Here is an 18,286-nt window from a genome sequence, read left to right as displayed (position 1 = left end):
ATGGACGCGGCAGGGTTGCTGCACTAACGTCCACCTCGAACCCCAGTGAACCCTGATCAACAGGCGCGAGGTAAATTCATGGATTATCACAGCCCCGCCAGTTTCGCCGAGGCATCGGCTCTGGCTGCGAACGCTACGGGCGTAACAAGATTTCTGGCAGGCGGCACCGATGTTCTGGTGCAGCTGCGATCAGAACTTGTGACGCCTGATACGCTTATCGACATCAAGAAAATCAATGGTGTATCGGATATCACCCGCATTGCAGACGGCAGCTGGACACTGGGTGTCGCAGCTACCGGAGCAGAGATGAGCGAACATGCCGAGCTGGTCAGCGATTGGCCCGGTGTAGTCGAGGCGATGGATCTGATCGGTTCGACACAGGTTCAGGGGCGGGCAACTTTGACCGGTAATCTATGCAATGCCTCACCGGCTGCTGATTCCGTACCGGCGATGGTGGCGGCCGGGGTGACCGTTACGGTGACCGGCCCCGACGGCACACGCGAGGTCGCTGTCGAAGATATTCCCACCGCCCCGGGTCGTACCTCGCTGGCCAAAGGCGAGTTGATATCTGCTCTGAACATTCCGGCGCGCGGCGCAAATGGTGGCGATGCGTATCTGCGCTTCATTCCGCGCACCGAGATGGACATCGCTGTCGTCGGCGTTGGGGTGAACCTGCGTCTGGATGGGGATACAATCGCTGAAGCCCGAGTATCGCTGGGTGCGGTTGCGCCGACTGTCTTGCTGGTTGACGAATGCGCCAAGGCGATCATCGGCACCACGCTTGATGACGCAGCGCTTGAAACTTTGGCTGCGGCTGCTTCAGCAGCCTGCAACCCGATCAACGACAAGCGCGGTACTGTTGAATTCCGCACCGAAGTTGCAGGTGTGCTTACCAAGCGCGCCGCAAAGACTGCCTATGCCCGTGCGAAGGGAGAGCAAGCATGAGCAAGTTCCACGTATCCACGACCGTGAACGGAGATACGGTCGAGTATCTGTGCGATCCACGCGAAACCCTGCTGGATTGTCTGCGCGACAAGCTGAACCTGACCGGCGCCAAGGAAGGCTGCGGAACCGGGGATTGCGGGGCCTGTTCGGTCACGGTTGATGGCCGTCTGGTGTGTTCCTGCCTGATGCTGGGGGTTGAGGCCGAGGGCAAGCAGATCGAAACGGTCGAAGGCATCTCTGATGGTGATGTTCTGCACCCGCTGCAGAAGAACTTTATCGAACATGCAGCTCTTCAGTGTGGCGTTTGCACCCCTGGTGTTCTGGTCGCGGCCAAGTCGCTGTTGGAAAAGAACCCTAACCCGACCGAGGAAGAAGCGCGTTACTGGCTGGCAGGCAACCTTTGCCGCTGCACCGGGTACGACAAGATTATCCGCGCCGTGATGGATACGGCTGCTGAACTGCGGGAGGCTTCGTAATGGCACTCGATGATCGCAAATCAGATTTCAAATTTGTAGGAACGCGCCCCGACCGTCCTGATGGCCTGGACAAAGTGACCGGCCGTGCCAAGTTCGGAGCGGACGCTTATGCGCCCGGCATGTTGCACGGTGCCATTCTGCGCTCACCTCATGCACATGCACGCATCATCAGTATCGATACTTCGCGGGCCGAAGCGCACAAGGATGTGAAGGCCGTCGTCACCCGTGTGGATTTTTCCGACAAGGTTGAGTTCAAGCCCGGTCTTGAAGGAGAGTTCTGGAACGTCCTGGAAAACGTCATGGCGGGCGAAAAGGCGCTGTATGACGGTCATGCTGTGGCAGCAATTGCAGCGACATCGGCGTTGGCCGCGCGGGACGCGCTCAAGCTGATCGAAGTGGAATACGAAGTCCTGCCTCATGTGACGGATGTGGACAAGGCAATGGAGCCCGACGCGCCGGTCATCCGCGAAGGCGCGGCCGATTACTCGGTTCCCGAAGGGATGCATCCAAATGTCGTACGTTACCATGAAAGTGGGCATGGCGATGTCGAGGCGGGATTTGCTGAGGCCGATCTGGTTATTGAAGACAGTTTTGTCACCGAGGCAACGCACCAAGGTTACATTGAGCCTCATGCCTGCCTTGCGACGCTGGGCAATGACGGCAAAGGTGAGCTGTGGTGTACAACGCAGGGACATTGGATTGCACAGAAAACCTGTGCTGCTCTGCTGGGAATTGAGACCTCGCAGCTTCGCGTGACGGCATCCGAGATTGGTGGCGGATTTGGCGGAAAGACCACTGTCTTTATCGAGCCCGTTGCGCTGGCCCTGTCCCGCAAAGCCAATCGCCCGGTTAAGATCGTCATGAACCGCTCCGAGGTATTCCGCGCGACCGGACCGACCGCATCGGCTTCGATGGACGTCAAAATCGGCATGAAGAAGGATGGCACGATAACTGCTGCGCAAGGCGTATTCCGCCTGCAAGGTGGGGCCTTCCCGGGTGCACCCGGCGATATGACCGCTATGTGCGCCTTTGCGCCCTACAACCTGACCAATGTGCGGCAGGTTGGTTATGATGTGATGTCCAACCGTCCCAAACAGGCCGCGTATCGTGCGCCTGGTGCGCCGATGGGCGCGTTTGCAGTGGAATCGGTTCTGGATGAGCTGTGCAACAAGCTGGGGCTCGATCCGGTGGATGTGCGTCTGAAAAACGCGGCACATGAAGGAACCAAAGCCAGCTATGGCCCACGGTATGAACGTATCGGGCTTGTTGAAACGCTGGAGGCCGCCAAGGCGCATCCGCATTACTCAGCCCCGCTGAAACCGGGGCAGGGGCGCGGCATTTCCTGCGGCTTCTGGTTCAACCATGGTGGTGAGACATCTGTCTCGCTGGCACTATCTGAGGATGGTTCTGCACAGTTGATGGTCGGAACGCCCGATATTGGTGGTTCGCGCGCCTCAATGGCACTGATGGCAGCCGAGGTGCTGGGCATCCCTTATGAGAACATCCGTGTGACCGTCGCGGACACTGCAACGCTGGGCTATAATGACGTATCCCATGGCAGCCGCGTGACCTATGCCAGTGGCTTGGCGACAATCAAGGCCGCACGTAGTGCTGTCGAAAAGCTCTGCGAACGGGCGGCCGCCAAATGGGGTATCCCCGCCGACGCGGTGAAATGGGAAAACGGCCATGCCGTGCCTTCTGGCCCGAATGCAGGTGACTTCGATCCCATGCCGCTGGCTGATATCACCGCAGACATGGGTTCAACGGGTGGGCCGATCTCGGGACATTTTGAGGCTACCCCGGAAGGCGCAGGCGTCTCTTTCGGTACGCATATTGTCGATGCCGAGGTTGATCCGGAAACCGGCAAAACCAGCGTAACCCGCTACACCGTCATTCAGGATGCGGGTAAGGCGATCCACCCGGACTACGTCGAGGGGCAATATCAGGGTGGTGCCGCACAGGGCATCGGCTGGGCGCTCAACGAAGAGTATGTCTATGGGGATAATGGTCGTTTGCAGAACTCGATCTTCCTCGACTACCGCATCCCTGTCGCCAGCGACCTGCCAATGATCGACACGGTGATTGTAGAGGTGCCCAACCCGGGCCATCCATTCGGCGTGCGAGGTGTGGGTGAAACCGGCATCGTGCCGCCGCTGGCAGCGATCGCTAACGCTGTGTCCAAGGCTGCAGGTGTCCGCATGCGGCAGTTGCCAATGTCCCCACCACGTATCCTTGCTGCGCTGAAGGAAGATGGTTGAGGTTCACCTTTGGTCTGGCCTCCGGTCTTTGACCGGGGGCAAGCAGGTGGTGGAGGTCGAGGCCGCCACCACAGGAGAATTGCTGCGTGCTTTGGTGCGGGTTTATCCACAGTTGCAGGCCCCGATCGACGCGGGTGTTTCCGTAGCCATCGACGGGCGCATCATCGCCAGCGGCTTGTCAGAGGCGATCCCGGAAGGGGCTGAGATTTATTTGATGCAAAGGCTTCGGGGCGGATAGATTGGTAGTATTTTGTTAAGTCGGGGGAGAGCTGTGTACAGCAGTTTGGAATGCCAACACGCTCTCACCCCTGATCCCGCCGAAGTACCCCCTCGTTAAAAAAAACACCAACAAACAGCTCGGCAGGGTTGATCTCATATGTATTGCAATATTGGCATAAGTATTGCGAGAACTTGTCATATATTTGTGACTTTCTAAATTTCTCGCCGTAAATCGCATGCCCCAATGACGCTCGCGGATGTATAGGACAGGCTCCTGGCCGCGAACTGTCCACATAAAGAAGCCTCACAAAGCCTGTCACTTAACCGACAAGTTCATGATCGAGCGTCTCTTACAAAACGCTCAGCACAGTGCTGAACGGGACGGCGTGTCACCCGGCGATTGCTAATTGTCTTAGCTCCACTTCTCTGGGCGCCACCAATAGGCGCTGGGTTTAGAGAGAAGGTGAGGACTACGTCAAACAACGGCCATTCGAGAGCTATTGATCGTCGCCGCTTTGGGTTTCGGAACAAAGATATTCGCCGCACCCACTCGCGACGCAGCCTGTTCGGGTGGGAGCTAAGATCTGTGCGACATCCTGAGATCGATGAACGCTGCAAAGGGGAGCTGGCGGTATACCTAAACCGGTCAGGATTCTTGAGAATCGCCGATTGAGTTGGACAAAGCCAGTATAGTGAGCATTGAAAAGCCGTGTTCCTTTGCCAAGGCATAGCGGGAAAGTGTAATATGATCAGTAGTACACTGCCAAACATCCTGTGGCGCGATATCTACTACCGGATTGATTTTCAATGAAAGTCGATGGTGGGTGATGAGAGACTCGAACTCCCGACATCTTCGGTGTAAACGAAGCGCTCTACCAACTGAGCTAATCACCCGTGAGGGGGGATTTAGCCAAGCCTGAGGGCGGGCGCAAGAGGGTCAGGCATAAATTCTTGCACAAGTTTTGCAGAAAATAACCGATTGCGGGTTTGTGCCAGTGAATGTGTCCGCAATTCGCCCCCGAACCGTCGGGATGTGCTGTCTTTTCCGCCGCATACGCCTTTGCAGTTCCGCAAATGACCTTGCTTGTGCCCGGCTGCCTCCGATATTCCCTGAGAGAGTTACTTTCCGAACGGGAGAGCACAGGATGCAGCCCGGCGCATGCCGCCATCTGTTCGCAATGCTGTCGATTTGCGCTTTGGCCTTGGTCCCGATTCGGGCAGCAGCCGAAGAAACGCTGGTATTTGCAGCGGCCAGTCTGAAAACCGCGCTTGATGAGATTGCCACGGATTTCGAAGAACAATCGGGGCAAGACGTCACGATCTCTTACGCGGCATCATCGGTTCTGGCACGCCAGATACAGCTTGGTGCCCCTGCAGATGTGTTCATCTCGGCCAATGTCGAATGGATGGATTACCTTGAGGATCACGACAGGATCGAAGCTGATTCCCGGATCGATCTGCTGGGCAATGGTTTGGTGTTGATTGGCGGTTCGGGTCAGTCGGAAACTGGCGAACTCAGCGCGGATTATGACCTGCAATCAGAGTTGAAGGGTGGATATCTGGCGATGGCCCTTGTCGATGCCGTGCCGGCAGGGATCTATGGAAAGACAGCTTTACAGAATCTGGGCCTTTGGGATGGTGTTCAAGGCAAAGTCGCGCAGGCAGACAATGTTCGTGCAGCTCTTGCGTTGGTTGCCACCGGGGCGTCACCTCTGGGCATAGTTTACCGTTCTGATGCGCAGGCAGAGGAACAGGTCCGCGTTGTTGGGACGATCCCCTCCGGGTCCCATGCGCCGATCATTTATCCGGCGGCCATGACGAAATCCGCCGCACAGGGTGCACGGGACTTTCTGAGCTATCTGCAGTCCGAAGAAGCGCAGGCCATCTTTCTGGAGCAGGGGTTTTCTCTGCCGGGTGCGCAATAATGGGATGGCTCGGCCCCGCAGAGCTGGAAGCGCTGAGGCTTTCGCTGCGCGTATCCTTCTGGGCGACGCTCGCAACGCTCCCGTTGGGAATATTTGTGGCCTATGCCCTTGCTCGATGGCGGTTCCCGGGGCGGCAACTATTGAACGGTCTTGTGCACCTGCCGTTGATCCTTCCGCCTGTAGTGACAGGCTATCTGTTGCTTTTGACATTTGGTGTGCAGGGACCGTTAGGGAAACTTCTGGCGGAAATCGGCATCGTTGTTGCCTTTCGTTGGACCGGAGCTGCGCTTGCAGCAGGGATCATGGCATTTCCGCTGATGGTGAGGGCGATCCGGCTGTCGATCGAAGCGGTCGACCCCAAGCTTGAACAGGCTGGTGCTACCCTTGGGGCCTCGCAACCGTTTGTCTTTGCCACCGTGACCTTACCCATGATTCTGCCGGGGATCATTGCTGGTGCGATCCTCGCTTTCGCCAAGGCGATGGGTGAGTTTGGGGCGACCATCACATTCGTGTCGAACATTCCGGGTCAAACGCAGACATTACCTTCGGCTGTCTATGCCTTCTTGCAGGTGCCGGGAGGGGAGGAGGCGGCGACCCGCTTGGTCATCATTTCCATCATCATAGCGATGGGTGCCTTGCTGCTGTCTGAGTATGTTGGTCGGCGTGCAGCTGCGCGGGTGGCCGGATCATGAGCTTATCCGTCCGTTTGAAACACAGCCTGCCGGGGATCGAACTGGATCTGAGTTTTGATGCACCGCCTGGCGTAACGGTTCTATTCGGACGATCCGGTTCGGGAAAGACGACGATCGTTGACGCGGTCGCCGGATTGCTGCGACCACAGGCAGGTCGGGTTGCCGTAGATGACTGGGTTCTTTTCGACACCGACAAAGGATTGTGGCTGCCACCGCATCGGCGGCGTCTGGGATATATCTTTCAGGAAGGTAGGCTGTTTCCGCATTTGACGGTTCGCCAAAATCTGGCATTCGGGCGCTGGTTCGCGCCCAGAAATGCGCAACGCGAAAACCCGGACAAAGTTATCGAAATGCTGGGGATTGGTCATCTGCTGGACCGCCGCCCCGCTAAACTGTCGGGCGGTGAGAAACAAAGGGTAGCGATTGGTCGTGCCTTACTGGCCAGCCCCCGCCTAATTTTGGCAGATGAGCCTTTGGCAGCGCTGGATGATGCCCGAAAGGCGGAAATCCTCCCTTATTTCGAGCGATTGAGGGACGAAGTGTCAGTTCCGATCCTTTACGTCACGCATTCGGCCGCAGAAGTTGCACGGTTGGCTACTTCGGTAGTGGCGCTACAGGATGGAAAGGCTCTGCGTCATGGTCCGGCGTCCGAGGTGTTGGCAGACCCCTCTGTTGCCCCCGCCGGTGTTCGAGCAGTTGGTGCGGTGTTGCGGGTTAAGGTTGCAGAACATCATGCGGACGGGCTGACCGAGCTTGAGGCAGGGGGTAGCCGTTTGTTCCTGCCAAAGATTCCGCATCGTGTTGGGGAACAGTTGCGTATCCGCATTCCGGCCCAAGAGGTCATTCTGTCAGATCGAAAACCGGAAGGTCTGTCGGCGCTGAATGTGTTGGAAGGAACAGTCGATACGATCCGGGCAGGCGAAGGGCCGGGGGCAATCGTGTCGGTTCAAACGCCGGCTGGTGCCATACTGGCGCGCGTGACACGCCGTTCGGTCTCGGCGCTCGGACTTGCGCCCGGTCATCCCTGTTATGCGGTTATCAAGACGGTCGCGCTGGCCCCGCAGGATGTTGGCGGGCGCGTTGCTGCGAACGGGCAGGCCTGATCTCAGGCCAGTGCCCGCGCTTCGTGTTCACGCAGAATGACCCGCGCTGCGCGCCCAAAGCTCATTCCGTCAGAAGCTGGCCGGTCAGGAAAGATTTCGGCCAGTTCCTGCAACCCATCCGACGATAGTGTGTGCAGCGCTTCTTCGCCCAGAAACAAACTCTCGGCCGGGGCGCTTTCGGCCATCAGGATTTCGTGACGATCCAGCAGGATATGCATGTATTCAACTGGCTTATCCGATGTATCGACGGAAATCCCGGGCCATGAGCACAGGTGCTTGGCAGCAACCAAAGCTTCGGAGGCGCCAAACAACAGCTCAACTTTGGGGCCACGGACAAGGACACGGTGCTGCTGCGACACGAGCAAATCACGCTTTGGCAAGCCGGGGCCAAGACTTCCTGCAGCAATTCGAACCGGTCGCATCGCCGGGTTTGCGCGCAAGTGTTCAGCACTCATCTGACGGCCTTCGATCCATCGGATCGGTTGCAATCCGTGATCTTCGGTGACGACAAGATCGCCTACGCGCAAGTTTTCGATGAGGCACGGGCCATCCCGCGCATTTATCAGCGTGCCTGCGGTGAAGCAGACGCCTTCAATGGTGATTGTGATTTGCTGCGTTTGGATGTCCTCAACCGGGAAGCCAAACACGCTGACAACCGCAGTTACCTGCACGGTGAACGTGTCGGTAACGATCTCTCCATTGTCCAGATCATCAAAGAAAGTAGGATCAACGGTGTAGGTCCATTCCCCAGTCGCAGGATCAATGGTCGCTGTGCCGAATGCAGGCGGCGTTTGAATTTCCCAGTCCTGAGAAATGATCGGGAACCCGCTGGTTATGCCCAGATCACCGTCCGCAACATTCGGTGGGTCACCGGTTACCGAACCTGTTGTGTCGCCGATGATTGAGACCATTCTAGGATCCTTCCTCTTTCAGCGCCTGTGCAAACTCCTTTTTCTTATACAGCCGCATATGTACTTCGCCTGCGTCGTCCCGGGTCCATTCAACGATCCTGTTCCGGGTCAGATCGCTATCCATTCTGTTGGTCCGGACGCGTGGATGGGGGATTTCACGTTTGAGAATATCCACCATCTGGCTGGTCTGTCCAAACGGGGCAACAAGATCGACAATCCAGAATGAAGATCCGCTTGTGAAATCCGTGTCTGTCAGCGCTTTTTCCTGAACCGCATATTTGTATTCGGCATCGGGGCTGAGGCCGGCAAAGGTAACGAACCCGCGGGGAAAACCGTTCTGGCGAAAGATATGATACTGGCCCAATCGAAGGGGCGTTTCAAAGGCATAAAGAACCTGAGCGAGGCTGCGTTTTTGATGCGTTTTGGTCAGTCCGGCAAGATAAAACAAAGCACCGAAATCCGCGTATTTCTCGGGCGAAATATCGAACCAGTCCTTTGGAAACGTCTTGCTCAACATGCACCTCAACAAACAAACATATCGCGATGTTAGCGCGCAAATTGTTGAAATGATAGCTTTTTGGCTGAGCGCGATTTGGGTCAATGACCCTTGTACGTGGCCTGTCCGGCTTTACTCAACCGGCGCGCCATCTATTATCGATCTCAAACAAGAATTCTTGGGATTGGATTTATTATGAACCGCTTGGTGAAGATAAGCACTTTGATCTCGCTGATTTTGGTACCGGGATTTGCGTCCGCCATAGGGTTTGGCGTCGGCATAAGGCCCGCCTACCAGACAACGGTTACTCCGATGGATGGCGGTGTTTACGAAGTGGCAACCAGCGGTAGCACCGCGCCCGTCACCTATTGGTGCGGGATCGGCGATTTTGCCATCCGCACCCTCAGAACGTCTGCCACGCAGCGCATCTATATCTACAGGGCATATGAGCCTGGCGTGCGGACGGTCCAGTTCTCCCTGACACCGCCGGCCGGGGCTGACACAAGTCCAGGCTATTCTGTCACCGTCAAACGGGTAGGGGCGAACATGACGGCTGCGTCTGCGCAGGGGTATTGCTACGACAACTTCATGGATCTGGGTTTCTGAGCCCGAGGTTCAGACCCATTTGGCCAGAGGTGGCAGGCTCATCAGAACCGCGTCCGGATCGTGTCCGGTTTCCAGCCCGAATTTGGTGCCCCGGTCATAGACAAGGTTGTATTCGGCATAGAGGCCACGGTGCACCAGTTGCGTGTTCTTGTCGTCTTCGCCGAAGCCCTGAACTCGGCGCTTTTCGACGAGGGGCAGGAAGGCCGGCAGAAACGCACGCCCGATATCCTGCGTCAGCGCAAAGTCGGCCTGCCAGTCCCCGGTGCAATAATCGTCCATGAAAATGCCGCCAACTCCACGCGCACGCTTGCGGTGTGGGATATAAAAGTACTCGTCCGCCCATTCCTTCAGACGCGGGTAGTGGCCGGGGCCATGCGGATCCAGATGCGCCTTTTGCATCGCATGAAAATGCGCTGTGTCGTCATCATATTCGATGCACGGGTTCAGATCGGAGCCGCCGCCAAACCACCAGGCATGGGGGGTCCAGAACATACGCGTGTTCATATGGACCGCCGGGACATGCGGATTCTGCATATGCGCGACCAGACTGATCCCCGAGGCCCAGAACCTTGGGTCATCCTTCATGCCCGGAATGCCCTTGCGCGCAGCCATTGCTTGCTGGGCGCGCTCACCCAGTGTTCCATAAACGGTCGAGACGTTGACACCGACCTTCTCGAATACACGTCCACCGCGCATCACCGACATTAGTCCGCCGCCTGCGTCCGAACCGTCATCGGATTGGCGTCTGGTTTCCTTGACTTCGAACCGGCCGGGCTTTGCATCCGAGAACGGTCCAGCCTCGTGGCTGTCTTCAAGCGCTTCAAAGGCGGTGACGATGTCATCGCGCAGCTCACGGAACCAGGCTGCAGCAGTGGCTTTTTCAGTTTCAAACATGGGTCTTAATGTGCAGGGGCAGCGACCGGGTCCAGCAGGGTGCGGCCGCCGTCGATTGTCAGGATTTGTCCGGTCATGAAACCCGCCGCGTCCGAGGCCAGGAATTGTGCGGTTTCAACCAGTTCATTGGGCGCAGCGATACGCGCCAACGGTGTGTGCTTTTCGATATCGTCCCGGAAATCCCGGTTCTCTTTCAGGGTAGATTGCAATGATGCGCTCATTACCGAACCCAGCGCGATTGAGTTCACGCGAATCCGGTTCGGGGCCAGGGCAACAGCCAAAGACCTGGTCATCTGATCCAGAGCCGCCGTTGAAACCGAATAGGCCATCAGGTCCGGATGAGTGCGACGCGCGGCAATTGAGGACAGATTGATGATGGAACCGGCTGGGTTTTCATCATCGTCACCAGCTTGCTTGATCATACGCTTCGAAACCAGCTGGCTCAGCCGCAAGGCCGGCATGAGGTTCTGGTTCAGCAGGGTGCGAACCGAGTCGTCCTCCATGTCCAGCGGATCAGAGGGTATGACCTGCCGGGCACCGTTGATCAGAATGTCGACCTGATCGAAGGCGTCCAATGTCGCTGAAAGCAGGTTCGCGATTGTCAGCTTTTCACGAAGATCGCCTGCAAAATAGCGGATATTGCTGTCATCGGCCTGTTCACCCAGCTCCTCGAGCAGGCGCTTTTCATCCATGTCGGCGAACATGACGTTAGCCCCGGCATCCGCAAAGTGACGCCCGATGGCCAGGCCGATCCCATTTGCTCCGCCGGTAACGATTGCTGTTTTGCCAGCTATGGAAAAGGACATTCGAATCCTCCTGAGTTGTGGCGCAGGTTAGCGGGCCTTATCGCCGAGGGCGAGAGGCATGAAAAACCTTGAACCGATTGTCTCCGGCTACCTCATCGACCTGCGCAAACATGTCGCTCAGGGTTGCTTCGTAGGGCAGATGGCGGTTGGCCACCATCCATAGGTGACCCGAACGGACCAGATTGCGCGCTGCCGCGCTGATGAACCCCTGTCCAAGTGCCGGGTCAGCACTGCGGGAAGTGTGGAACGGTGGGTTCATGATGACGGTATCTATCGGTTCCGGAGCGTTCCATGTGACGGCATCTGCCCAATAAAACTGGGCACGAGAATCTGTCACGTTGGCGCGCGCGCAATCCAGGGCGGTATGGTCTGCCTCGACCAGATGCAATGCACGGATGCTGTCGTCCTTCAGCAAACCTGCTGACAAATAGCCCCATCCGGCGCCCAGATCGGCTACCCGTGAACCCAGCTTTATGGGTAAAGCTTTCAGTAGCAGAGCCGAGGCCGGATCGATCCCATCCGCAGAAAACACACCGGGTGCGGTCTGAAACCCATCCGCCTGCTGCGTTTCTGCCGCGGCCCAATCGGAGAACGCCGCTGGGTCGGATTGAAACCAGAAGATTTTGCCGTGGGCCTTGGCAATGGGCCCTTCAACCGGAACCCGCTTGCGAATGTCTTTCAGCAAGCTGTCTACGCCATCGGTTTTTGCACCGTCCACGACGACAGTCCCACTGGCGCGGTGACACGCCTGGTGTACCAGAGCACGGGCAAGCGCCTTGGCGCGAGGCAGAAAGACAATCGCATCCTGACAGGGGTCATCCGCTGCAGGCGTGGCTGCAAAACCCTGCGCCTCGAAATGATCGTGAAAGGGCTTGAAGGGTTGAACCACCTGCGTCTCGCGCGGCAATTCAGACAGATCGTGATCTGATGTGGGCGCCAAGACTGACACGGGCTGTGACAACGTCAGACCGCTTTCCAATGCAAGGCTGAGGCGAGGGGACATAGGTAATTCCTGCAAAAGGTCTGGCGCGGGCTATCGTCCGCTCTGCCGCCTTACTCTTCCCGTTCCATTGTGCACTGAAGCGGATGTTGATGCCGACGCGCAAAATCCATCACCTGACCGACCTTGGTCTCGGCGATTTCGTGACTGAACACGCCCACGACGGCCACACCTTTTTTGTGCACCGTCAGCATGATTTCAAACGCCTGCGCATGCGTCATCGAGAAGAAACGCTCGAGAACGTGCACGACGAATTCCATCGGCGTGTAATCGTCATTCAGCAGCAGAACTTTGTACAACGGAGGACGCTTGGTCTTGGGCTTCGTCTGAACAAGGATTGACGTATCGCCATCCTCGTCCGACTTGTCAGACATCATCCACTGGGTTTCGAGCATTTCTAGTGAGTTTCCGATTCAAGCTTCGGTTTATCTGTTGGCTTATATAACGTCACCGTATCCAGAGGAAAGAGGGACTGGACGTAATCGGAATGGAAGACAAGCTGACAACCATAGGCTTCGATGCAGACGACACTCTTTGGCATAATGAGCGGTTTTTTCAGCTGACGCAGGCGTATTTCGCGGATCTGCTTGCCGATCATGCCGAGCGTGATCACCTGATGGATCGATTGCTTGCGGCGGAAAAGCGCAACATCCGGCACTATGGGTACGGAATCAAAGGCTTCACATTGTCGATGATCGAAACTGCGATCGAGGTGACTGAGGACAAGGTGCCTGCAGCCGTTATTCGTCAGTTGGTTGAGGCCGGGCAAGAGATGCTGGCCCATCCGATTGAACTGCTGCCCCATGCTCGGGAGGCGATCGAATCTGTCGCGCACTCTTATCGTGTGTTGCTGATAACCAAGGGAGATTTGATCGATCAGGAACGCAAGCTTGCGCAATCGGGTCTGGGTGAATTGTTTGATGAGGTCGAGATCGTCTCGGAAAAGACATCAGACACCTATCGTACGATCTTTGAGCGCCACGGTGACGGTCCGGGGGCGTCGATGATGGTGGGTAACTCGGTGCGCTCGGATGTGGTCGCACCGATTCAGGCTGGGTGTTGGGGTGTCTACGTCCCGCACGGAATGGTATGGGAGATCGAGCACGCAGATGTTCCGGTTGATAATCCCAGATTTCGCGAACTGCGGAATCTGGGTGGCCTGGCATCGCTTGTTCGGGAGATTCCCTGATCTGTTGCGCAATGGTCTCAGTTTTGAAAAATTCGAAATCCCACTGCGCCTTGTTTTCGGCAATATCGCCTGTTTGGTAGGTCGCGCATGCTCAATCGCCAGATATAGTGCTACCTGAAACGATAACATTGGTGTGGAAATTTCACCTTTCGGTTTATTTCGGCCACCCTCTGTGTTAGCCTGAACCACAATAAAACAAGATTAGCTGACCGGGAAAACCCGGCGGCGCGAGGCAGACAGAGGCAAAGATCGTGCAGATTCGGCGGACAGTTCCGGCCCGAATGGGCTTTATCCTTATAGCTATGCTATGGCTGCTAGTCTTGGCGCCATTGCAGGCCATCTCAGCACCTTATGCGGCGATGGTAATCGATGCGCGTACCGGAGAGGTATTGCATTCCCGCAATGCTGACACGCGGCTGCATCCGGCATCGCTGACAAAAATGATGACGCTCTACATCGCATTTGAGGCGGTGCGAAATGGCGAGATTACCCTGGACACACCGGTTCGTATTACCAAAAAGGCCTCATCCGAGCCGCCGTCGAAACTGGGCTTGCGTACAGGGCAGACCATTGCATTTCGTTATCTGATCCGCGCGGCGGCCGTGAAATCGGCCAATGATGCGGCAACCGCAATCGGAATCGCGATCAGCGGATCCGAGGCCGCCTTTGCACGTCGCATGACCCGCACGGCCAAGGCGATGGGGATGAGCCGCACCACGTTCAAGAACGCGCATGGTCTGACTGAATCGGGCCATCTTTCGACGGCACGCGACATGACTACACTGGGCCGTCACCTGCTTTATGACTACCCGCAGTACTACAACCTGTTCTCGCGGCAATCGACTCATGCGGGTATCAAAACAGTTCCGAACACGAACCGCCGTCTGTTGGCAGCCTATAAAGGGGCGGACGGGATCAAGACTGGCTACACCCGTGCAGCCGGGTTCAATCTGGTTGCGTCGGCCAAGCGCAAGGATGAACGCATCATCGCTACCGTCTTTGGTGGCAAATCGGGTGCTTCGCGCAACGCCAAAGTAGCTGAGTTGCTGGACCTGGGTTTCCGCCGCGCACCCTCGCGCGCACCGATCCGCAAACCGTCGCGCCCTGCTTATGCCGGCAACACCGGCCTCGGTGACGCGACCAAGATTGTGCGCCTGGTTGGCGCGCCCAAGAAAAGCTTGCGGCCAGTTTTGCGGCCCGGTGCCGGTGCGGGCCTTCAGGTTGCCAGCGCTGTGGCGGAAACTGCCGCCAAGAATGGCGCGCGTATTCAGGATGGCATTGCAGCAGCCATTGCGGCAGCTGATATAGCACCAACAGCCCCGCCTGTTGAAAACGCCGATACGCGCCCCGCGCTACGGCCCGACAATCTGGTGCTTGCATCAACCCAACCCGCCGAGCAGCCGGAACCCGAACAAGAGGTCGTAACACGCCTGTCTACGTCAGGCGGGCATCTCTGGGGCGTCAACGTAGGTCGCTACACAACCCGCTACGAAGCGGAAAAGATCTTGCTGAAAACCGCGCTGTCAGAAATGACCACTCTGGAAGGGACTCTGCGCAAGGTGAACCGAAGCTCTCGTGGTTTCGAGGCGACTTTTCAGGGTATGACCCGCGAACAGGCAGATCTGGCCTGCCGCCGCCTTCAAGCACGCAACGTTACCTGTTTCATGATCGGGCCATCATAAGGCCCGGCATTCTCTCCTGGATGGTGATTGGCTGCGAAAGGAATTTCGCAGCCCTTTTTTTGCCGCAAGGCTACCGCGTGAATTTGGTAACCTCTACACCACCTGCAATCAGGTTTTCACGAACGGATTTTGCGATCTGAACTGCGGTTGGTCCGTCACCATGCAGACAGATCGTGTCGATCGAGGATTCCAGCCGCTTACCGCTTTCGGTGATAATCGCACCTTCACGGACCATGTTCAGAATGCGTGGACCGGCAATCTCGGCATCATGAATCACCGCACCCGGAAGGCTGCGATCGACCAGGGTGCCGTCGTCATTATAGGCGCGGTCGGCAAAAATCTCGCCCACCCATTTGCACCCCAGTTCGCGCACAGCCTCTTCCTGTTTGGTGACCGCTAGGACCATGATGATGATGTCCGGATCCACATCCAGCGCGCCCTGATAGCAGGCGCGCGCCATATCCACATCAACCGAGCACATGTTTGCCAGTGCTCCGTGCAGTTTCAGATGGCGTACTCTTGTACCGACGGCCGTTGCCATGCCCATGGCAGCGCCCAGCTGATACCGCACCAGGTTCCGCAAGCTGTCATGCGGCACTTTCATGTTGCGGCGTCCAAAACCCTGAAGGTCCGGAAAACCGGGATGCGCGCCAATGCCGACCCCGTTTTCGGCTGCAGTGGTCATCGTCTTTGCCATCACATCCGGGTCGCCCGCGTGGAAGCCGCAGGCGATGTTGGCGGAGGTGATGATTTTCAGCAGGCTTTCATCGTCCCCCATTTTCCAGGGGCCAAAGCTTTCACCCATATCGGCATTCAGATCGACGCGAGGCATCGGTAAGTCTCCTTAGTCGGTGGCAGAGATCACTCCGCCGATCAATTGGTAGGACAGCAGGTCCGGGATGTCATGTGGATCGCGCACCAATGCCTCGACCCGATTTGGCAGGCGCGCAAGCTCTGCCCGACAGGCGGACTGAAGCGCCACGGCTTCTTCCAAGGTTACAAACTCAAACCGCAAGGTGCCACCTGCCGGTGTTTGCGCGGCACGGGGCAGGTCACAGGGCAGTACCGTGGCGATGCGGGGATAACCGCCGGTGGTCTGACATTCCGGAAGCAGGATGAACGGATTCCCCGTTCCCGTCATTTGAATGTCTCCGGGCGTGATCACTTCGGACAGAATGTTCAGCTGGCCTTTTGCGGCAAAGCCTTCGCCTTCGCTTTCCAGCTGCATGCCCATCCGATTAGCACGAGCGCCGCGTTTAAACTCGGTGCTGGTAAAGCGATCCAGGGTGGTGTCGTCGAACAGGCCGGTCTGAAAACTTTGGACGACCCGCAGCAAGCCGCCTGAAAACCGCTCGTCAGGGCGCAGTTTCATGCCCGTTTCTCCGGTATCGGTTCCTTTGGGAATAGTGTCACCTACCTGTACGGGGCGACCGATCTTAGCAGTCAGATGGGTCGAGCGGGACCCCAGAAAAACCTTGGTATTAATCCCACCTCCAAGATGCAGATAGCCATAGTTACCTTGCAGCGTCGCCCCGATCACCAGTCGCTGTCCCTGTTCCAACAGGTGTGAGGCATTCCAGGCAATTGGACTGCCATCGATGCTTGCCTGCATCGGTGCACCGGTAAGGGCGACGCGGGTGTTTTGCGTCGCTTCGAACTCACCACCCATTCCCGCCATTTCCAGAGCTGCATGGCTCGGGCTCTGTCCCAGCAGCGCTGCCCCTTCGTGCAGGGCTGGAATGTCCGCTGCACCGGAACGGGACAATCCCTGATCCAGATACCCTGATCGACCCTGATCCTGCACAGTGCAAGCAGGGCCTATGCGATGAACGACCAGACTCATTCCGCAATCTCCTTACAGGTTGCGCCACCGGTGCCATCAGCGTTGTTGGCCTTAATGTGTTCCAGCTGTTCCTTTGAAATGGGTTCAAACTGCATTTCATCCCCCGGGTTCAGGGCAAAGCTCTGATCGCTATCCGGCTGGAAGCAGCGAAATGCCGTCTGGCCAACATGACGCCATCCTGTCGGGGTGGGGCCGGAGAACAAAACGAATTGAGAAATTGCCAGAACCAATGCGCCCTCAGGTACCATCGGTGTCAGTTCCTGCAATCGGGGAATGTTGAACTCGGGACCCAGCGGTCCAAGATAAGGTTGACCTGGTGCAAAGCCGATCGTCAGTACACGTACCCGAGACTGCCCAAGCCGCTGGATCGCCTCGGCGGGTGACAGGCCAGCCGCTGCGGCGGCCTCTTCAAGCTGAGGGGCGAGGTCGGTGCCATAAACAGTCGGCACCCGCCACAGCTTACGCCCCGATGGAAGGGGAGCGCTGTACCAATCCTGCTGAGCCAGTAATCCGTGAACGCGGCTCTCTACATCACTATGAGGCAAAAGCTGGGGGTCGAACCTTATATAGGTCGATGCAAGCGAAGCTGAGGTTTCGATCACACCTTTCCATTGCTGTCGTTCAACCTCCGCTCGAAACGCAAGTGCCGCTCGGTTCGAAGGTTCTGTCATCGTATCGGCGTAGGTCACCAGAATGCCGTCAAAGCCAACAGTCCGTACCAGTGGAAAGGGATCAGCAGGTGTCATCGTTGTTCTGCAGCTGGTTCAGTTTCGATTGTTCGGGAACCTGAACGCATCATTGTCGCGTGTGCAAGACATTGCCGCAGCAAGATACAAATTTATGAGCCAATGAGTACGTGCAGATCTATTTAGTAAACTCGACGGAGTATCCGAGTGCTGATTGCCATTTTCAGCGCTTTGGAATCGCAAGACTCACTACGACTCGCCCAATCTGACTCGCGGCTTCTTGTGGGGAGTTTGCGCCGATCCTCTATATCTTGTGCTGATCCCTTTCCACCCAATCTGATCAGGCTTAACTGTTGTGGGGTTAATCGTACTTTTGATGGTTATCGACTATCGTGAGCTGCATGTAACTTATTGTTTTATTTATATTTAAAAGAAAAAGGCAAAAAAATCGCGCAGAACGTAATTTTCCACTTGCGGCTTTTGTTGGTTATCCTTAGAACCCCCTTCACCGGCGCTGCTGAGGCGGTGCTGACGGGTCGGAGAGACGGCCTGACG

General features: G+C 56.9%; 19 protein-coding genes and 1 tRNA gene. 10 read left to right on the top strand and 10 right to left on the bottom strand.

Translation table 11 applies throughout. The features are described from left to right. The first annotated feature begins 78 nt into the window (after positions 1-78). The 4 genes from GOX61_RS21440 to GOX61_RS21425 are packed head-to-tail and all read left to right on the top strand — an operon-like array spanning position 79 to position 3,917. A complete protein-coding gene (locus GOX61_RS21440; RefSeq protein ID WP_170337020.1) occupies positions 79-945 on the top strand; it encodes an FAD binding domain-containing protein in 867 nt (288 codons plus the stop codon). Continuing rightward, a complete protein-coding gene (locus GOX61_RS21435) occupies positions 942-1,421 on the top strand; it encodes a (2Fe-2S)-binding protein (protein WP_155142991.1) in 480 nt (159 codons plus the stop codon). Before GOX61_RS21440 ends, GOX61_RS21435 begins: the two co-directional genes overlap by 4 nt. After that, complete coding sequence (locus GOX61_RS21430; protein WP_170337018.1) at positions 1,421-3,679, top strand: xanthine dehydrogenase family protein molybdopterin-binding subunit; 2,259 nt, start codon at positions 1,421-1,423, stop codon at positions 3,677-3,679. The genes GOX61_RS21435 and GOX61_RS21430 overlap by 1 nt, the downstream gene beginning before the upstream one ends. Then, a complete protein-coding gene (locus GOX61_RS21425) occupies positions 3,672-3,917 on the top strand; it encodes a MoaD/ThiS family protein (protein ID WP_170336999.1) in 246 nt (81 codons plus the stop codon). The genes GOX61_RS21430 and GOX61_RS21425 overlap by 8 nt, the downstream gene beginning before the upstream one ends. 799 nt (positions 3,918-4,716) lie before the next feature. Here the strand turns inward: GOX61_RS21425 and GOX61_RS21420 are convergent. Further along, positions 4,717-4,792, bottom strand: a tRNA-Val gene (locus GOX61_RS21420). A 251-nt stretch (positions 4,793-5,043) separates the two neighbouring features. On the opposite strand from GOX61_RS21420, the gene modA reads away from it, so the two are divergent. Genes modA through modC form a run of 3 tightly spaced genes read left to right on the top strand, consistent with a single transcriptional unit; the run spans position 5,044 to position 7,618 of the window. After that, a complete protein-coding gene (gene modA / locus GOX61_RS21415) occupies positions 5,044-5,823 on the top strand; it encodes a molybdate ABC transporter substrate-binding protein (RefSeq protein ID WP_170336997.1) in 780 nt (259 codons plus the stop codon). Beyond that, positions 5,823-6,515, top strand: coding sequence for a molybdate ABC transporter permease subunit (gene modB, locus GOX61_RS21410; protein ID WP_170336995.1), 693 nt, complete (start codon positions 5,823-5,825; stop codon positions 6,513-6,515). The genes modA and modB overlap by 1 nt, the downstream gene beginning before the upstream one ends. Further along, a complete protein-coding gene (gene modC, locus GOX61_RS21405; protein WP_155142996.1) occupies positions 6,512-7,618 on the top strand; it encodes a molybdenum ABC transporter ATP-binding protein in 1,107 nt (368 codons plus the stop codon). The genes modB and modC overlap by 4 nt, the downstream gene beginning before the upstream one ends. Positions 7,619-7,620: 2 nt before the next feature. Here the strand turns inward: modC and GOX61_RS21400 are convergent, their stop codons facing one another. Both GOX61_RS21400 and GOX61_RS21395 read right to left on the bottom strand, forming a co-directional pair. Next, positions 7,621-8,529 (bottom strand): Hint domain-containing protein, encoded by a 909-nt coding sequence (locus tag GOX61_RS21400; protein WP_170336993.1) that lies wholly within the window; start codon positions 8,527-8,529, stop codon positions 7,621-7,623. Between the two features lies 1 nt (position 8,530). Continuing rightward, positions 8,531-9,046 carry a toxin-activating lysine-acyltransferase gene (locus GOX61_RS21395; protein ID WP_254436940.1) on the bottom strand — a complete coding sequence of 172 codons (516 nt, stop codon included), beginning with the start codon at positions 9,044-9,046 and terminating at the stop codon, positions 8,531-8,533. Positions 9,047-9,232: 186 nt separating this feature from the next. On the opposite strand from GOX61_RS21395, the gene GOX61_RS21390 reads away from it, so the two are divergent. Beyond that, positions 9,233-9,631, top strand: a complete 399-nt coding sequence (locus tag GOX61_RS21390) for a hypothetical protein (RefSeq protein ID WP_367646994.1) — start codon at positions 9,233-9,235, stop codon at positions 9,629-9,631. Positions 9,632-9,640: 9 nt separating this feature from the next. Here GOX61_RS21390 and hemF read toward each other — a convergent pair whose 3' ends face one another. Genes hemF through clpS form a run of 4 tightly spaced genes read right to left on the bottom strand, consistent with a single transcriptional unit; the run spans position 9,641 to position 12,726 of the window. After that, a complete protein-coding gene (gene hemF / locus GOX61_RS21385; protein WP_170336990.1) occupies positions 9,641-10,525 on the bottom strand; it encodes an oxygen-dependent coproporphyrinogen oxidase in 885 nt (294 codons plus the stop codon). 5 nt (positions 10,526-10,530) lie between these two features. Continuing rightward, a complete protein-coding gene (locus GOX61_RS21380) occupies positions 10,531-11,331 on the bottom strand; it encodes an SDR family NAD(P)-dependent oxidoreductase (protein WP_170336988.1) in 801 nt (266 codons plus the stop codon). A 37-nt stretch (positions 11,332-11,368) separates the two neighbouring features. Then, entirely contained in the window at positions 11,369-12,334 is a 966-nt protein-coding gene (locus GOX61_RS21375) for a class I SAM-dependent methyltransferase (protein WP_170336986.1), read from the bottom strand. Between the two features lie 50 nt (positions 12,335-12,384). After that, a complete protein-coding gene (gene clpS, locus GOX61_RS21370) occupies positions 12,385-12,726 on the bottom strand; it encodes an ATP-dependent Clp protease adapter ClpS (RefSeq protein WP_155143000.1) in 342 nt (113 codons plus the stop codon). A gap of 92 nt (positions 12,727-12,818) precedes the next feature. Between clpS and GOX61_RS21365 the strand changes: the two genes are divergently transcribed. Together GOX61_RS21365 and GOX61_RS21360 are read left to right on the top strand one after the other, a co-directional pair. Further along, positions 12,819-13,520: an HAD family hydrolase gene (locus GOX61_RS21365; protein WP_170336984.1), complete on the top strand. Its 702-nt coding sequence runs from the start codon at positions 12,819-12,821 to the stop codon at positions 13,518-13,520. Between the two features lie 281 nt (positions 13,521-13,801). Then, positions 13,802-15,202 (top strand): D-alanyl-D-alanine carboxypeptidase family protein, encoded by a 1,401-nt coding sequence (locus GOX61_RS21360; protein ID WP_170336982.1) that lies wholly within the window; start codon positions 13,802-13,804, stop codon positions 15,200-15,202. A 70-nt stretch (positions 15,203-15,272) separates the two neighbouring features. Here GOX61_RS21360 and GOX61_RS21355 read toward each other — a convergent pair whose 3' ends face one another. From GOX61_RS21355 to GOX61_RS21345, 3 genes are read right to left on the bottom strand one after another with little or no spacing between them, the layout of a single operon-like run. Next, positions 15,273-16,034 (bottom strand): LamB/YcsF family protein, encoded by a 762-nt coding sequence (locus tag GOX61_RS21355; protein ID WP_170336980.1) that lies wholly within the window; start codon positions 16,032-16,034, stop codon positions 15,273-15,275. 12 nt (positions 16,035-16,046) lie between these two features. Further along, a complete protein-coding gene (locus tag GOX61_RS21350; protein WP_170336979.1) occupies positions 16,047-17,045 on the bottom strand; it encodes a biotin-dependent carboxyltransferase family protein in 999 nt (332 codons plus the stop codon). Continuing rightward, the gene (locus tag GOX61_RS21345; protein ID WP_170336977.1) at positions 17,042-17,791 is read right to left on the bottom strand and encodes a 5-oxoprolinase subunit B family protein; all 750 of its coding nucleotides are present in this window, start codon (positions 17,789-17,791) and stop codon (positions 17,042-17,044) included. The genes GOX61_RS21350 and GOX61_RS21345 overlap by 4 nt, the downstream gene beginning before the upstream one ends. Positions 17,792-18,286 lie beyond the last annotated feature (495 nt).

Origin of the sequence: Ruegeria arenilitoris (assembly GCF_013030265.1) — a bacterium.
GTDB lineage: Bacteria > Pseudomonadota > Alphaproteobacteria > Rhodobacterales > Rhodobacteraceae > Ruegeria > Ruegeria arenilitoris_E.
Note: the sequence above shows the minus strand (reverse complement) of the source record. Positions and strands in the feature narration are given on the sequence as shown.

Bases quoted from the DNA above. Each gene is read 5' to 3' on its own strand.
- GOX61_RS21350 (WP_170336979.1), bottom strand. From the start codon at position 17,045: ATGAGTCTGGTCGTTCATCGCATAGGCCCTGCTTGCACTGTGCAGGAT.
- GOX61_RS21345 (WP_170336977.1), bottom strand. From the start codon at position 17,791: ATGACACCTGCTGATCCCTTTCCACTGGTACGGACTGTTGGCTTTGAC.
- GOX61_RS21365 (WP_170336984.1), top strand. From the start codon at position 12,819: ATGGAAGACAAGCTGACAACCATAGGCTTCGATGCAGACGACACTCTT.
- hemF (WP_170336990.1), bottom strand. From the start codon at position 10,525: ATGTTTGAAACTGAAAAAGCCACTGCTGCAGCCTGGTTCCGTGAGCTG.
- GOX61_RS21380 (WP_170336988.1), bottom strand. From the start codon at position 11,331: ATGTCCTTTTCCATAGCTGGCAAAACAGCAATCGTTACCGGCGGAGCA.
- GOX61_RS21440 (WP_170337020.1), top strand. From the start codon at position 79: ATGGATTATCACAGCCCCGCCAGTTTCGCCGAGGCATCGGCTCTGGCT.
- modA (WP_170336997.1), top strand. From the start codon at position 5,044: ATGCAGCCCGGCGCATGCCGCCATCTGTTCGCAATGCTGTCGATTTGC.
- modC (WP_155142996.1), top strand. From the start codon at position 6,512: ATGAGCTTATCCGTCCGTTTGAAACACAGCCTGCCGGGGATCGAACTG.
- GOX61_RS21435 (WP_155142991.1), top strand. From the start codon at position 942: ATGAGCAAGTTCCACGTATCCACGACCGTGAACGGAGATACGGTCGAG.
- GOX61_RS21395 (WP_254436940.1), bottom strand. From the start codon at position 9,046: ATGTTGAGCAAGACGTTTCCAAAGGACTGGTTCGATATTTCGCCCGAG.
- modB (WP_170336995.1), top strand. From the start codon at position 5,823: ATGGGATGGCTCGGCCCCGCAGAGCTGGAAGCGCTGAGGCTTTCGCTG.
- clpS (WP_155143000.1), bottom strand. From the start codon at position 12,726: ATGCTCGAAACCCAGTGGATGATGTCTGACAAGTCGGACGAGGATGGC.
- GOX61_RS21400 (WP_170336993.1), bottom strand. From the start codon at position 8,529: ATGGTCTCAATCATCGGCGACACAACAGGTTCGGTAACCGGTGACCCA.
- GOX61_RS21355 (WP_170336980.1), bottom strand. From the start codon at position 16,034: ATGCCTCGCGTCGATCTGAATGCCGATATGGGTGAAAGCTTTGGCCCC.
- GOX61_RS21425 (WP_170336999.1), top strand. From the start codon at position 3,672: ATGGTTGAGGTTCACCTTTGGTCTGGCCTCCGGTCTTTGACCGGGGGC.
- GOX61_RS21360 (WP_170336982.1), top strand. From the start codon at position 13,802: ATGGGCTTTATCCTTATAGCTATGCTATGGCTGCTAGTCTTGGCGCCA.
- GOX61_RS21375 (WP_170336986.1), bottom strand. From the start codon at position 12,334: ATGTCCCCTCGCCTCAGCCTTGCATTGGAAAGCGGTCTGACGTTGTCA.
- GOX61_RS21430 (WP_170337018.1), top strand. From the start codon at position 1,421: ATGGCACTCGATGATCGCAAATCAGATTTCAAATTTGTAGGAACGCGC.